The sequence below is a fragment of the Altererythrobacter sp. Root672 genome (assembly GCF_001427865.1).
Classification (GTDB): Bacteria; Pseudomonadota; Alphaproteobacteria; order Sphingomonadales; family Sphingomonadaceae; genus Croceibacterium_A.
Genome location: NZ_LMHH01000005.1, coordinates 15311 through 28875, shown reverse-complemented (window position 1 = coordinate 28875; position 13565 = coordinate 15311). Strand labels below are relative to the sequence as shown.

The 13565-nt window shown below is 64.3% G+C and carries 15 protein-coding genes; 7 read left to right on the top strand and 8 right to left on the bottom strand.

The genetic code is table 11. From position 1 onward, the window contains the following. The first annotated feature begins 26 nt into the window (after window positions 1-26). Window positions 27-1286: a gallate dioxygenase gene (locus ASD76_RS17565; RefSeq protein WP_055926390.1), complete on the top strand. Its 1260-nt coding sequence runs from the start codon at window positions 27-29 to the stop codon at window positions 1284-1286. Between the two features lie 160 nt (window positions 1287-1446). Here the strand turns inward: ASD76_RS17565 and ASD76_RS17560 are convergent, their stop codons facing one another. Beyond that, window positions 1447-1860 (bottom strand): response regulator, encoded by a 414-nt coding sequence (locus ASD76_RS17560; protein ID WP_055926388.1) that lies wholly within the window; start codon window positions 1858-1860, stop codon window positions 1447-1449. 225 nt (window positions 1861-2085) lie between these two features. Between ASD76_RS17560 and ASD76_RS17555 the strand changes: the two genes are divergently transcribed. Beyond that, window positions 2086-2526, top strand: a complete 441-nt coding sequence (locus tag ASD76_RS17555; protein WP_055926385.1) for a universal stress protein — start codon at window positions 2086-2088, stop codon at window positions 2524-2526. A gap of 9 nt (window positions 2527-2535) precedes the next feature. Here the strand turns inward: ASD76_RS17555 and ASD76_RS17550 are convergent, their stop codons facing one another. Both ASD76_RS17550 and ASD76_RS17545 read right to left on the bottom strand, forming a co-directional pair. After that, complete coding sequence (locus ASD76_RS17550) at window positions 2536-2973, bottom strand: cupin domain-containing protein (RefSeq protein ID WP_055926383.1); 438 nt, start codon at window positions 2971-2973, stop codon at window positions 2536-2538. Further along, complete coding sequence (locus ASD76_RS17545) at window positions 2970-3260, bottom strand: DUF427 domain-containing protein (RefSeq protein ID WP_055926380.1); 291 nt, start codon at window positions 3258-3260, stop codon at window positions 2970-2972. Before ASD76_RS17545 ends, ASD76_RS17550 begins: the two co-directional genes overlap by 4 nt. Before the next feature lie 81 nt (window positions 3261-3341). Between ASD76_RS17545 and ASD76_RS17540 the strand changes: the two genes are divergently transcribed. Both ASD76_RS17540 and ASD76_RS17535 read left to right on the top strand, forming a co-directional pair. Next, window positions 3342-4136 (top strand): DUF72 domain-containing protein, encoded by a 795-nt coding sequence (locus ASD76_RS17540; RefSeq protein ID WP_055926376.1) that lies wholly within the window; start codon window positions 3342-3344, stop codon window positions 4134-4136. A 50-nt stretch (window positions 4137-4186) separates the two neighbouring features. Next, the gene (locus tag ASD76_RS17535) at window positions 4187-5347 is read left to right on the top strand and encodes a cupin domain-containing protein (protein WP_055926373.1); all 1161 of its coding nucleotides are present in this window, start codon (window positions 4187-4189) and stop codon (window positions 5345-5347) included. On the opposite strand, the gene ASD76_RS17530 is transcribed toward ASD76_RS17535, so the two are convergent. Beyond that, entirely contained in the window at window positions 5344-5895 is a 552-nt protein-coding gene (locus ASD76_RS17530) for an rRNA large subunit pseudouridine synthase E (RefSeq protein WP_055926509.1), read from the bottom strand. The two genes, ASD76_RS17535 and ASD76_RS17530, sit on opposite strands and share 4 nt — an antisense overlap. 240 nt (window positions 5896-6135) lie before the next feature. On the opposite strand from ASD76_RS17530, the gene ASD76_RS17525 reads away from it, so the two are divergent. Then, window positions 6136-7242, top strand: coding sequence for a glycoside hydrolase family 105 protein (locus ASD76_RS17525; protein ID WP_156457808.1), 1107 nt, complete (start codon window positions 6136-6138; stop codon window positions 7240-7242). Window positions 7243-7266: 24 nt separating this feature from the next. On the opposite strand, the gene ASD76_RS17520 is transcribed toward ASD76_RS17525, so the two are convergent. Both ASD76_RS17520 and ASD76_RS17515 read right to left on the bottom strand, forming a co-directional pair. Next, entirely contained in the window at window positions 7267-7776 is a 510-nt protein-coding gene (locus ASD76_RS17520) for a hypothetical protein (protein WP_055926366.1), read from the bottom strand. A 17-nt stretch (window positions 7777-7793) separates the two neighbouring features. Next, window positions 7794-8981: a hypothetical protein gene (locus ASD76_RS17515; RefSeq protein ID WP_055926363.1), complete on the bottom strand. Its 1188-nt coding sequence runs from the start codon at window positions 8979-8981 to the stop codon at window positions 7794-7796. Between the two features lie 244 nt (window positions 8982-9225). Here ASD76_RS17515 and ASD76_RS17510 point away from each other — a divergent pair, with 244 nt between their 5' ends. After that, entirely contained in the window at window positions 9226-9789 is a 564-nt protein-coding gene (locus ASD76_RS17510) for a PilZ domain-containing protein (protein WP_055926360.1), read from the top strand. A 19-nt stretch (window positions 9790-9808) separates the two neighbouring features. Here ASD76_RS17510 and ASD76_RS17505 read toward each other — a convergent pair whose 3' ends face one another. Together ASD76_RS17505 and dapD are read right to left on the bottom strand one after the other, a co-directional pair. Further along, a complete protein-coding gene (locus ASD76_RS17505) occupies window positions 9809-10048 on the bottom strand; it encodes a hypothetical protein (RefSeq protein ID WP_055926357.1) in 240 nt (79 codons plus the stop codon). Window positions 10049-10176: 128 nt separating this feature from the next. Next, a complete protein-coding gene (dapD, locus tag ASD76_RS17500; RefSeq protein ID WP_055926354.1) occupies window positions 10177-11016 on the bottom strand; it encodes a 2,3,4,5-tetrahydropyridine-2,6-dicarboxylate N-succinyltransferase in 840 nt (279 codons plus the stop codon). A 387-nt stretch (window positions 11017-11403) separates the two neighbouring features. On the opposite strand from dapD, the gene ASD76_RS17495 reads away from it, so the two are divergent. Further along, a complete protein-coding gene (locus ASD76_RS17495; RefSeq protein WP_055926351.1) occupies window positions 11404-13554 on the top strand; it encodes a S8 family peptidase in 2151 nt (716 codons plus the stop codon). Window positions 13555-13565: the final 11 nt, after the last annotated feature.

Here is a 13565-nt window from a genome sequence, read left to right as displayed (position 1 = left end):
CGCCCGAGAGGATTAGAGAAGCAGTCATGGCCAAGATCGTCGGCGGCATCGCCACCTCGCACACTCCCACCATTGCCTTCGCGAAAGACGCGAAGAAATTCGACGATCCGGTCTGGAAGCCGATCTTCGAAGGCTACGAGCCGGTGCAGCAGTGGTTTCGCGAGAAGAAGCCCGACGTGCTGATCTACATCTACAACGATCACATGACCTCGTTCTTCGACCACTACAGCCACTTCGCGCTGGGCGTGGGTGAGAAGTTCGAACCGGCCGACGAGGGCGGTGGCCCGCGCGACATTCCGGCGATCATGGGCGACCCGAAGTTTGCCGAACATGTCGCCAAGGTCATGGTCGCGAACGAGTTCGACCTCAGCTATTTTCAGGGCAAGGGCCTGGACCACGGCGCTTTCTCGCCGCTGTCGGTCATGGTCGATCATGACGAGAACGGCTGGGCGGTGAAGCTGCTGCCGGTGGTGTGCGGCGTGCTGACCGTGCCGCTGCCTTCGGCCCGCCGGTTCTACAAGTTCGGCAAGTCGTTGCGCCAGGCGATCCTGTCATACCCCGAAGACATCAAGGTCGCGATCGCCGGCACCGGTGGCCTCAGCCACCAGGTCCACGGCGAAGGCTGCGGCTTCAACAATCCCGAATGGGACATGAAGTTCATGGACATGCTCGAGAAGGACCCAGAGGCCCTGCTCGACTATCCGATCGCCAAGCTGGCCGAACTGGGCGGCTGGGAAGGCGCCGAGGTGGTCATGTGGCTGATGATGCGCGGCGCGCTCTCGGCCGAGGTCGAATGCACCCACAAGACCTACTTCCTGCCTTCGATGTGCCCGATCGCCACGATGATCATGGAAGAGCGTTCGAACGACGCCCCGGTCGAAGATCCGGCCGCAACGCTTGAGCGCATCAATTGGGACTATGCCGGTTCGGAAAAGATGGAGGGCACTTATCCCTTCACCATCGAACGCTCGGTCCGCGGTTTCCGCCTCAACCATTTCCTGCACTCGCTGACCGACCCCAAGGTCCGCAAGCTGTTCCGCGAAGACCAGGACGCGGCGATGGCCCAGGCCGGCCTCACCGCCGAAGAGCAGCGCCTCGTTCGCGAACGCGACTGGATCGGCATGATCCACTACGGCGTGATCTTCTTCATGCTCGAAAAGCTCGGCGCGGTGACCGGCGTCGGCAATATCGACATCTATGCCGCGATGAAGGGCCTGTCGGTCCCCGACTTCCAGAAGACCCGCAACGCCCAGATCAACTACGGCGTGGCCGGCAAGGAAAAATGAGCCTCAATCCTCTCCGAGCTTGCTCGGGGAGGGGGACCGTCCGCGAAGCGGATGGTGGAGGGGCTGTGGCGTTTGGCCGCCTACCCCTCCGTCACGCGCCTTTGGCGCGCGCCACCTCCCCGAGACGGGCTCGGGAAGGAGCTATGCCTTCAAAGTAAGCTCAGGAAAGCGCCGAGGGACCGAGGCTGGATTCGGCTTGCGCGGTCTCGGGCGGGAGCAGCCGCGCGATCGCGGCGAGGAATGGCCGGATCGAAATCGGTTTGGCCAGGAAGTCACTGGCGCCGGCCCGGCGTATGCGGGCTTCCTCGCCCTTACCAACATAGGCCGTCACCGCCAGGATGGGGATCTGCTGCAGTTTCGGATCGGCCTGCAGTCGCTGGATCAATTCCAACCCCGAGATGCTGGGCAGGTTGATGTCCATCGTGATCAGGTCCGGCACGAACTCCTTGGTCTTCTTCAGCACATGCCTGCCGTCCGTTACGGACTGCACCATGAAGCCCGAGTTCTCCAGGACGGTGCACAGCAGCATCCGGTTGAGAAGATCGTCTTCGACTACGAGGATGCGCTTCGACACCGCGACCTAACGCACCCGCACGCGAAAAGTGCCCGTGGGCCGGTCCTGGCACGGCAACAGATTCACCTTCGACTTCTTCCTCGTCCACCGGCGCTCTGGTCGCGCAACTATCAGTAATACCCTCTATTGGCCGGCGGCGACCCGTCAAAGATAATGCGTCGAACAGCCTCTTGCGCCCGATCTTCCGGGAATTTCACTGCGAGGCTCGAGATTGGGAGGGCGCATATGTACCGGCATATTCTCATCGCGACCGACGGTTCGGAGGTAGCGCAAAAGGGCGTTGATCATGGCCTCGCGGTGGCCAAGGCGGTTGGCGCCAAAGTCACCATCGTGGCGATAGCGGAGAGTCAGTTGCCCCATCTTGCGGCGGTCGCTGATGTCAGCGTTTTTGAGTCTCAAGAACACTCGGCCGTTGAGAAGGCGCTTACCGAGGAGACTCTGGCGGCCGCGAGCGAGAAGGCTCGCAGCGAGGGGATCGAAGTGGACACCGTTTGCCTCGAAAACGTCTCGCCTGCTGAAGCGATTGTCGAAACCGCCGGGGCCCATGGCTGCGATCTCATCATCATGTCCTCGCACGGCCGACGAGGCCTTCCCCGACTGATCCTTGGCAGCGTTACCTCGGAGGTCTTGGTCCTGAGTTCAGTCCCGGTGCTAGTAGTGCGGTGAGTTCGGTCGTTATCGACCCGGACGCCAACCCGGCTCAGCCAAGGTGAACCCGGCGAATTCGAACCCCGGCGTCACGATGCAGGACACGAGCGTGTAGCCGACCTGGCCAGGCAACGGCGCGGCGGCCTGCCATTCGCCGGGAGCGACCACGTATTGCGGGATATCCTCGGCCAGCACGTCGGGACCCAGACGTACCTCCCGCACCGGACCCTCGACACCCGCAGACAGGCTTAGCAGCAGCGGATCGCCCGCGTGCCACAGCCACACTTCGGCAGCGTCCACTTTGTGCCAGTGCGAGCGCTGGTGTGCTTCGAGCAGGAACAGGATCGCGGTGGCGCCGGCCCGCTGCCCTTCGGGCGCTTCGGCCCGCCAAGTCTCGCGATACCAACCACCTTCCGGGTGGGGGACCAGTCGCAGGTCCTCAATGATCGCTTTGACGGGGCTCACACTTCGATCACTTCCACTCCGTTCCAGAAGGCGATGTGGTCACGGATCTTCTCAGCCTTCGGCTTGGGATCGGGATAGTACCAGGCGGCGTCCGCATTGCGTTCGCCGTCGAGGTCGAGCGTATAGTAATGCGCCGTACCCTTCCACGGGCATTTGGTCGTGGTCGAACTCTTCTCCAGCACCGAGGGGTCAACATCCTCACGCGGAAAATAGTGGTTGCCCTCGACGACCACTGTGCGGTCACTATGAGCAATGACCTGGTCGTTCCAGATAGCCTCAACCGCCATGGGGAAATCCCTTCGACGCATCCTTCCCCGAGGAAATCGCGGATCGCACAGTTCGGTTCCATTTTCATGGAGGGCTAGCGAATGATTCGGACCGGCATCGGCGGCTGGGTCTATCCGGAGTGGCGCAAGGGTGCCTTCTATCCCGAAGGCCTGCCGCAGAAGCGAGAGCTCGAGTGGGCCTCACGCCAACTTGGGGCGATCGAGATCAACGGCACCTACCACAGCCTGCAGAAGCCGGAGAGCTTCCGCAAATGGCGCGAGGCGACGCCCGAAGGCTTTGTCTTCGCGGTGAAGGGATCGTCCTACGTCACCAACCGCAAGGTGCTGGCCGCCACGGGAGAGGGGATGGCGAAGTTCTTCGGCCAAGGCCTGGAGGAGCTTGGCGACCGGCTCGGTCCGATCTTGTGGCAACTGATGGGCACCAAGCGGTTCGATGCAGAGGACATCGCCGCCTTCTTCGACTTGTTGCCGCGAGACCTGAACGGTGTGCCGCTGCGTCACGCGATCGAGACCGGGCATGAGAGCTTCGCCTGCCCCGAGTTCGTCGAGCTGGCGCGCGGCGCAGGCGTGGCGATCGTGTGGTGCGAGCAGGAAAGCCGCACCCCCATCGCCGACCGCACCGCGAACTTCGCCTACCTGCGGTGCAAGAACCTCCAGCCCGAGCAGCCGACCGGCTACGCGCCCGCGGACGTCGAGCGGATCGCCGGCTTGTGCCGGGCCTGGGAGGCTGGTGAGGCGATCGAGGCACTGCCTCACGCCGGTGATCCAGCGCAGAGCGGCGGCAAGGGAGGGGACGTGTTCGCGTTCATGATCAATGGAGCCAAGCATCGCGCCCCAGCGGCGGCCATGGCGCTGGCGGAGCGGGTAAACGCATAGAGACGTAGCTTTGCCTTGCGCCCGGCGGAGATACGACTAGCCCCGCGCCAATGGACATGATTGCATTCGATCACGAACAATTCCTGCGCGAATTCTGGCAGAAGAAGCCGCTGCTGATCCGGAATCCGTGGAAGGCGTGGACCAATCCGCTTGAGCCGGATGAGCTTGCGGGGTTGGCTTGTGAGGACGAGGTCGAGAGCCGCCTGGTCAAGCAAGCCGCCGACAACTGGGAGCTGGAGCACGGGCCCCTGGCCGAGAACCGTTTCGGGCGACTGGGCAAGGCGCCGTGGACGCTGTTGGTCCAGGCCGTGGACCACCACGTCCCTTCGGTGGCCACGTTGCTCGAGCCGTTTCGCTTCATCCCGAACTGGCGGGTCGATGACGTGATGGTCAGCTATGCCGTCGATGGCGGCGGGGTCGGCCCGCATTTCGATCAGTACGACGTGTTTCTGGTGCAAGGTCTCGGCAAGCGCCTGTGGCAAGTGGGCGCGCCGTGCGGCCCTGACGCAGAGCTGCTGCGACATGACGACCTGCGCCTTCTGGCCAACTTTGAAGCAACCGAAGAATGGCTGCTCGAACCCGGCGATATTCTCTATGTTCCGCCACGGGTCCCGCACAATGGCGTGGCTGTTGGTGACGACTGCATGACCTACTCGATCGGGTTTCGCGCGCCTTCGCGGAGCGAGTTGATCGAGGATCTGGCCGAGGCCGTGACCGCCGACCTCGAGGATGACGATCGTTATGCCGATCCAAACCTGCAGGCGCAGGAAAATCCCGGTGAGATATCGCGTGAGGCCATCGACCAATTGCTCGGCATGGTCGCCGAACGAATGCTCGATCGCGATGCGTTTGCCCGGTGGTTCGCCGGCTACAGCACTACGCCAAAGCGGCCCGAAATCAGCTGGCAGCCGGAAGAGCCGTTCGAGGTCGACGAAGTGCGCCGCATGCTGGCCGAGCCAACCGAACTGCTCCGCAATCCGGCCAGCCGCTTTGCCTTCGTTCGTGGAAAGCCGGGTTCGGTATTATTGTCAGTCGATGGTCGTTGCTTCGATTGCGCCGGAGAGACGGTCGTGTTTGCGGAGCAACTCGCTGGGCAAGACCAGGTTACGGTCGGTCCTAATGTCGCCGCATCGGAACCCACGGTGGACCTGATCACGACCTTGCTTAACCAGGGAAGCGTGGCGTTCGACCAGGAGGCTGAGGGCGCCTAGGCGACCGCGATCTCGCGCCATTCGCCGGGTGCCAGGCCCTCGATCGTCCAGTCGCCGATCGACCATCGCACCAGCCTCAGCGTCGGCAGGCCAACAGCCGCTGTCATCCTGCGCACCTGGCGGTTGCGGCCTTCGCTTATCGTCAGCTTGAGCCAGCTGTCGGGTATCGTCTTGCGAACCCGTATCGGAGGATCGCGCGGCCACAGGTCCGGAGCGGGAATACGTTCGGCCACTGCAGGCCGGGTCAGCCCGTCCTTCAACCGGACCCCTTTTCTCAGCGGCTCGAGACTTGCTTCGTCCGGCTCCCCTTCGACTTGCACCAGGTAGGTCTTCGGCGTCTTGAAGCGGGGATCGGCGATCCGTGCCTGTAGCCGCCCGTCGTCGCACAGCAGGAGCAGGCCCTCGCTGTCGAGATCGAGCCGACCGGCCGGATAGACGCCCGGCAAGTCGATGAATTGCGACAGCGTGCTGCGGCTAGGGTCAAGGCTGCGGTCGGTGAATTGCGACAGCACGCCATAGGGTTTGTTGAAGAGGATCAGCCGGGCCACGTCAGGAGGGTCCTTGATCTGCAAGCTGGCGCCACCCTGGACCACGCGCGGGCTTGTGGGGAGCATTTTCGCCTACGGCTCAAGGCCATGCTGCGCAAGGCAGGAGAGCGAAGAGTGGGCGGCCCTTGGGGTCTCCACTCTAACTAGGGGGTATGACCTATCGTGCGGCTTCATCCAGCCCCTAGAGTGTGCTCGAAGCACCTGAGAGGGAGACGGCCTATACCTTGCCTCGGTCTGTTCGTGATTAGCACGCCACGCCACCTCGTGTGGAGAAGGACGGCGATCCGCTGCCTGCTCACGGGTCTAGCGTTGCAGCTATCCTGCCTCGGTCTCGCCGCGAGGGCGCAAGGCGTTGAACCCTCTGCGGCTCATATCGGCGCGCTGGCGGCGGAGGCCTATCTCGATCGGCCCGACTTCATGATGTACTCGGTCGGAGAGGTGAACGCGGTTCACTATGCCGACGTGGCTTCCGCCTATGGCGCACTGCGCCTGGCCGAAGCGACCGGGGACGAGGCGCTGTTCGAACGTGTCGCCGCCCGCCATCGCAAGCTGCTCGCGGACGGGGTTCCGAACACGGCCAACCATGTCGATGCCAACGTCTATGGCGTCTGGCCGCTGGAGCTGTTTCGGCGCACCGGCGCGCGGCAGGATCTCATGCGCGGCCTGGCGATGGCGGACGGTCAATGGTCGGTGGCCACGCCCGACGGGCTGACCTCCCAGGCGCGCTATTGGATCGACGATATCTGGATGATCGGCGCCTTGCAGGTCGAGGCGTGGAGAGCGACGAAGGATCCCAAATACCTCGACCGCGCGGCCCTGACGGCGCGCCGCTATGTCGAGAGGCTGCAACAGCCGAACGGGCTGTTCCATCACGGCCCCGACGCGCCGTTCTTCTGGGGGCGCGGCAACGGCTGGGTGGCGGCGGGATTGGCGGAGATCCTGTCCGAGCTGCCTCCGTCGCATCCGGACTATCCGGCCGTTTCGCAAGGATACCGGCGAATGATGGCCGCGCTCCTCGAAAACCAGGCCGACGATGGCCTGTGGCGCCAGCTTATCGACCATCCCGGTTCGTGGAGCGAGACCAGTGGCACGGCGATGTTCGGCTATGCGATGGCCGTGGGTGTGCGGCGCGGCATCCTGACCGATCCGACCTATGCTGAGGCGGTGCGCCGGGCCTGGACGGGCCTTGCCCGGTATGTCCTGCCTGACGGTCAGCTAGCGCAAGTTTGCGTCGGGACCGGTCAATCGCACGATGCCGCCTATTACCTCGGCCGCCCGACGGTAATCGGCGACCTCCACGGCCAGGCGGCCTTGCTGTGGTTCGCAGCGGAGCTTGCGGCGACCTGAAACGGGGATTGGTGTCACGAACCCTCAGGCCGAGTTGGCAGGCTGCGGCGACGCCGATCCACTGCGGATGATCCAATCGTCGAGCTTGCGCGCGATCGGTTCGACCGGCGCCTTCTCCGAGCCGCCATTGGCGATGCTGACGGCAACGTTTCCGCGCGCGAAGATCAGTCCGACGGCCGCGGCATAGGAGAACGCCACGTCCCCCGGCGCATCATCGAGCCGATGCACTTCCGGCGTTTGCATGTTGCCGAGCAGTTCGAGGAGCACTTCGTGCGCGGCCTCGCGCGAGGGGCACTCGCGGATGTCGAGCAGCAGCAGCGCGTCGGGTCTGTCCGGAGCGGTCCAGGATGCTCGCAGCAGCCGTGTGCCATCGCCCGGGTCGATCAGCCGCACTCGTGCCGCATCGAGGCCGGGGATCAGATCCTTGGGCAGAGCGACATCGCGCAGTTCCAGATCCTGCTCCAGCCGGTTGGTGCCCTTCCAGTCGTCGAACCCGAACCGCTCCCGGAGAGCTTCATATTGCTGCGTGACCATATGCGCTCCTCCGATAGTCAGAACACGCTGCGCCGGACACGCGTCGACGGTTGCGGATCACAATTGCCCGAGGGCGAAAGCTTATCACGATAATCGCCGCTGCCCGGTGTCCCGAACACCATGTTGGCCGGCAGGAGCCCGGTGTGCGGGGCGCTGGTGGGATCGGCGTCGTTATCGACTTGCAGGCAGGCGTCGTAGACCCGATCCGGGGCTCCGCAGGCGTCCTTCCAAGGGATCTCGTGATAGCTGAAGCCGGACCAGCCGCAGGCGGTCTGCCAGGTCGACGAGCCGATCGCGAGCAGGGGGTTGAGCTGGAATCCCCAGCCCATGCGCGACTGCCATAGATCGCAGCCGACCGCGTTGGCGAAAGTGGAGACGAACGTCGCGCAGTCGGTGCAGTTCACATATTGCCCGCGGCCCGGTCCGCCGGCGATCCGTTCGAGGAAGGCCGTGCAGTCGAAGTCCGGGTAGGCATAGCGGGTGCTTCCGCCGCCAGGGCAGTCGTATTCGATGACCGAATGGCCAAGGTCGTAGACCATCTGTGTGATCTGCTTGGCGGCGGTATCCCTGTCGACCGCGCCGAACGCCCAGCCACAGGCTTTGTCGAGCACTTCGGTCCAGGGTAGCTGGGTGTTGGAAGAGTTGTAGGGAGCCTGCTGCCACGGCGCCGTCGGGGTTTCGAGCAACACGTAGATCCGGTGGCTCGAGGTGTCGAAATCCTTCCAGTGGCCGCGCCTGCGCCGGTACTGCCAGCGCCACGAGGTGATGTGGATACCGACACCTACCTTGTGCAACTTGGTCTTGCGCAGCTCGAAAGTCTCCCAGGCGCTCAGTCCCGGGCCGTTGAAGTCGACGTGCCGCGCCTTCACCTTTCCCAGGACGTTGCCGAACAGCGCCCGGAACAGCCGGAGCAACCAGCCCAGGCAACCAGAGGGTCCGTGCCCGCGGATAGTAGCGTCGATCGCTCGGATGCGAACGCGATCGGGTTTCGATGTCCAGCGGAAGCGTGCCTGGATCGTCAGAGTGTGACCGGCGGTCTCTTTTTTGACGTAGGCCGCAGGCGAGTCTTCGGCATTGACGCTTACGCCGGCCCGCCATTCAGGGACCGTGACGAAAGTCGAGCCGTTTCGCCGGATATTAATCGCGTTGTTATGAACGGTATTGGGATCGTGGTTGAACTTGATCGCATCGAGCCTCAGGGGCATTTTGCATCTCCCCGATCACAGCGTTCTATTCAGTCTATACTGGCATATTCGGCGATTTTTCACAACGATTGCCGGACCGGTATTTGAAACAGTTCGTCCCGCACGAAGGACTTGGAATATTGGCCGGGAATGGAGCCTGCGCACGGTTAAGCAACGCGCCCGGCGGCTACGGGACAATACTTATATCACTGAGAAGCTGACGCTTACCATAATCACCTACGCGAGTGACGGGAGGCCGTTGAACGTGGACGTTGACGCAGAACAGGAAGGTAACCGCGCTCATCCGCGAACCAGCATGTTCGTGCTCGCCACCATGGCCGCCACTTCGGCTTCCGGCCCGATCAAGATCAGGAACATGTCAGCAGGGGGCGCGCTCATCGAAGGTGAGTCGCTACCCAACATCGGAGAGCCGCTAAAGCTCGTGCGCTCCGGCCTGAGCGTGTCGGGCAAAGTCGTCTGGCGCCAGCCCAGGAAGGCCGGCTTGCGCTTCGATAGCGAAGTCCAGGTGTCCGATTGGCTCCCTGCCGGAAGTGGCACCAATCAGCAGGACGTGGACCGGTTCGTCCACGAGCTGAAAGAGAGCAGGGGCGTTACCAACACTCAACCGCGGACGAACCTCGAACCCACTCCGATTACCAGCGGAGACTTGGTGAGCGCTGCTGCGGCGCTCGAGGCGCTGGCCGACGCACTCGCCGAAGATGATGGTGTCGTGAGCAAGTATGCCGCGCAATTGCAGGTGCTGGATATCGCGTCGCAGCTGTTGCGTAAGGTCGCCGTGCCGAAGTCGGCCGCCACTACGAACGTCTAGGCGCTCGCGATTTTCCTGGTCAGTTGCCGGTAGTGGGTGTCGGCGAAGGAGCGGCCGTAGCGCTGCCAGGGGCGGCCTCTGAGTATTCGACGTTCTGTGGGCCGGGGCCGCGGGTGGCGGCGCCGGTGATCCAGATCAGCGAGAGCAGTACTATCGCCGCGAAAAGGCTCAGAATCAGGATCCAGCGGACGATGTGCGGGGTCGACCCTGCCCTTGCGGCATCTGTCTCGGCGTGGATTTCGTCTTGCTCGTTAGCCATTCACGGCCTCCCGTTATCCGCCCGTACGCGGGCGAGACCACCGGGAAACTACGGTTCGCGTCGGAGAATGTTCCGTTGGGCGCGGCTGGGGAAGTCCACGACCTTGCCCCAGCCAGCCGGGTATTCGCCTAGTCGCGCAGCAGTTCGTTAATGCCGGTCTTGGAACGCGTCTGGGCGTCGACGGTCTTCACGATCACCGCGCAGTAGAGCGACGGGCCCGGCGTGCCGTCGGGCAGGGGCTTGCCCGGCAGGCTGCCTGGCACCACCACTGCATAGGGCGGCACCACGCCGCGATGAACTTCGCCGGTCGCCCGGTCGACAATCTTGGTCGAAGCGCCGAGATAGACACCCATCGAAAGCACCGCGCCTTCGCCCACGCGAACGCCTTCGGCCACTTCGGCACGTGCGCCGATGAAGGCGCCGTCGCCGATGATCACCGGCCCGGCCTGTAGCGGCTCGAGCACGCCGCCGATGCCGGCGCCGCCCGAGATGTGGACGTTCTTGCCGATCTGCGCGCAGCTGCCGACGGTCGCCCAGGTGTCGACCATCGTGCCTTCATCGACATAGGCGCCGATGTTCACGAAGCTCGGCATCAGCACCACGCCCTTGGCGATGTAGCTGCCGCGGCGGGCCACGGCGCCCGGCACCACGCGGAAGCCCGCATCGCGGAAGCGGTTTTCGCCCCAGCCTTCGAACTTGCTCGGCACCTTGTCGAATGCGGGGGCCCCGGCGGCACCGCCTTCGACCAGGTTGTTGTCGTTGAGGCGAAAGGACAGCAGCACAGCCTGCTTTAGCCACTGATTGACGCGCCAGCCGCCTTCGCCGTCCGGTTCGGCCACGCGGGCCTTGCCGCTATCGAGGAGCTCGAGAGCGGCCTCGACCGGCTCGCGCACCTGGCTGCTGGCCGGCGTGACATTGGCACGGTCTTCCCAAGCCTGGGCGATAGCTTTCTCGAGATCGGCGGACATGGTATCTCCTGTGTGGGCCATGGGTCGGGCCCCTTGCGCTTGCGCCGCTAGCTTCGAGAGGGGGGAGGGGCAAGGCGCGATAACAAATTCTGTCGGCCCGATAGCGGCTTCTACTTGGGGTCCCACTAACCCCGAGTGGATCACTAGGCGGGTAAGACATTGGTTATGAATGAGTTTTCTCGCATAACTCCCCGGGTCTTGGTCTTCGCATCAATCGGCCTTCTCGCAGGCTGTGGCGGAGGAGGATCGGGCGGTCCAATCAGCTCACCGCCGCCGATAGGGTCGCCCGCTCCCACTCCAGCGCCGACACCCACTCCAGCGCCGACGCCCGTCCCTACGCCGACACCGACACCGACACCGAATTCCGGCTTGCCGCCCGCGCAGCCTGTGCCGACGGCTTTCGATACGGCAGAGTTCAGGCGCTCGGATGCGCCGGTCGCGCATAACGCAGCCACGGCCTGGGGCGCCGGGAGTACCGGCCGGGGCGTCACGATTGCTTTCGTCGATACCGGCGTGGACGTGAACAACCCCGAATTTGCCGGGCGAATCTCGCCGCTCTCCAAGGACGTGCTCAACGCCGGCCGCGATATCTCGGGCTCGGACAATCACGGTACGAGAGTGGCCACTTTCGCCAGCGCGGCCCGCAACAACAGCGGCGTCGTGGGCATCGCGTTTGACTCGACGATCATGGCCTTGCGGACCGACGATGTTGGGTCCTGCGTACCCGGAGGTTCAGGCACGGCATCGGGTTGCGTCTTTTCGGACAGCTCGATCGCCGCTGCGGTCACTTATGCAGCCGACAACGGGGCGAAGGTCATCAACATCTCGCTCGGCGGTGACGGCGCGACGGCGCAAGTCCGCAATGCGGTCGCCGCGGCGGCCAATCGCGGAGTGCTGATCGTGCTTGCGGCCGGGAACGAGGGACTGGACGAGCCGGAATCCTTCGCCACCCTGCTCGATACGGCCGCTGCCGGCGGGGTAATCATCGTGGGTTCGGTGGATGCCGACGGCGCCATCTCCAGCTTCTCGAATAAGGCGGGCACGCAGAACAGCCATTACATGGCCGCCCTCGGAAACGACGTTTGCTGCGTCATTGAGAGCGGAACGGCCTATCTCCTTTCCGGAACCAGTTTTTCGACGCCCCAGGTTTCGGCTGCGGCCGCATTGCTGGCGCAGGCCTTTCCGAACCTCACCGGCCGCGAGATTGCCGATATCCTGCTGAGATCGGCGTACGACGTGGGTGCGCCCGGGGCGGACGTGGTCTTTGGTCGCGGCATCCTTGATATCGCGCGGGCGTTCCAGCCACTTGGCACCTTGTCGCTGGCGGGCAGCGGCGCGCCGATCGCGCTGAACGGGGTGACGGGGTCCGGGGCTCCAGCGATGGGCGACGCTTTCGCTGCCTCCGCGCTTCCGGCCATCGTGCTCGACGAATATCGGCGTGCTTTCCAAACCGACTTGGCCGGGACCTTGCGCGGTGCGCAGCCGATCGAACGCCTTCGCAACGCTGTCGGCGTGCAGCAGCGCCAAATTTCGCTGGGTTCGGCGAATACCTCGGTGGCCTTTTCGATCGACGCCTCGGACCCGCATCTCGGCTTACGCCAGGGCAATTTGCGGCTCGGCATGGAAGACGCCGAAACGGCCCGCGTCCTCGCCGCACGCGTCGCCTCGCGCCTGTCCCCTGACCTAGCGATCGGCTTTGCCTATGCAGAGGGCGCGAATGGGCTCGTCGCGCAACTGCAGGGTCAGGATCGGCCCGCCTTCATGATCGCGCAGGAGGCTGCCGGCGACACTGGCTCAATGAACCGCAGCGATGTCGCGTTCGCGCTGCGCAAGCAGGTCGACGGCTGGGGTCTGACGTTTTCCGCCGAGCGTGGCGCGGTTCTGAGCGGAGCTGATATTCTTCGAGCCTACGAGTTCGGTGGCCGGCAGGCTGAGGACGGCGCTTCGACCTATTCGGTAGCCTTCGACCGGCGCTTCGGCGACCTCGATGCCTCACTGGCGCTTTCCTTGCTGGAGGAGGAACGGACACTTCTGGGCGGCCGGTTCCACGATGCGTTCGGGCTGACGGGATCGGATACGATCTTCCTCGATGCCCAGTTCGGCTGGGAGCTGGCGGCCGGCTGGCGGTTGGGCGCGGCGCTGCGTCACGGGCAGACCAGGGCTCATTCGGGCGGACTGGTCGCCCCCGGTTCGCGCCTTTCGAGCACGGCCTGGTCGTTCGATCTCGAACGGCTTGCGGTGCTGACGGTGGATGATGCGCTGGGCTTCCGGGTGTCGCAGCCGTTGCGGGTGGAGAGCGGCTCGCTCAACCTGATCCTTCCCAGCAGCTACAGCTACGAGACCCTGCAACCAGGCTACGACGTGCGGGCTTTGGGCCTTTCGCCGACGGGCCGGGAACTGCTGGCCGAGCTGGCCTGGCGCGGGCCGTTGCTGGACGGCAGCGCCGCCGTCAGCCTGTTCTATCGCGTCGATCCGGGTCACTACGCCGCGCTGCCCGACGACGCGGGCGCCGCAGTACGGTGGTCGCGGCAGTTCTGAGTCGGACGCAG

Coding starts and splice junctions, on each gene's coding strand:
- ASD76_RS17565 (WP_055926390.1), top strand. CDS start 27: ATGGCCAAGATCGTCGGCGGCATCGCCACCTCGCACACTCCCACCATT.
- ASD76_RS17545 (WP_055926380.1), bottom strand. CDS start 3,260: ATGGCGGTTGAGGCTATCTGGAACGACCAGGTCATTGCTCATAGTGAC.
- ASD76_RS17505 (WP_055926357.1), bottom strand. CDS start 10,048: ATGGCTAACGAGCAAGACGAAATCCACGCCGAGACAGATGCCGCAAGG.
- ASD76_RS17535 (WP_055926373.1), top strand. CDS start 4,187: ATGGACATGATTGCATTCGATCACGAACAATTCCTGCGCGAATTCTGG.
- ASD76_RS17520 (WP_055926366.1), bottom strand. CDS start 7,776: ATGGTCACGCAGCAATATGAAGCTCTCCGGGAGCGGTTCGGGTTCGAC.
- ASD76_RS17555 (WP_055926385.1), top strand. CDS start 2,086: ATGTACCGGCATATTCTCATCGCGACCGACGGTTCGGAGGTAGCGCAA.
- ASD76_RS17540 (WP_055926376.1), top strand. CDS start 3,342: ATGATTCGGACCGGCATCGGCGGCTGGGTCTATCCGGAGTGGCGCAAG.
- ASD76_RS17515 (WP_055926363.1), bottom strand. CDS start 8,981: ATGCCCCTGAGGCTCGATGCGATCAAGTTCAACCACGATCCCAATACC.
- dapD (WP_055926354.1), bottom strand. CDS start 11,016: ATGTCCGCCGATCTCGAGAAAGCTATCGCCCAGGCTTGGGAAGACCGT.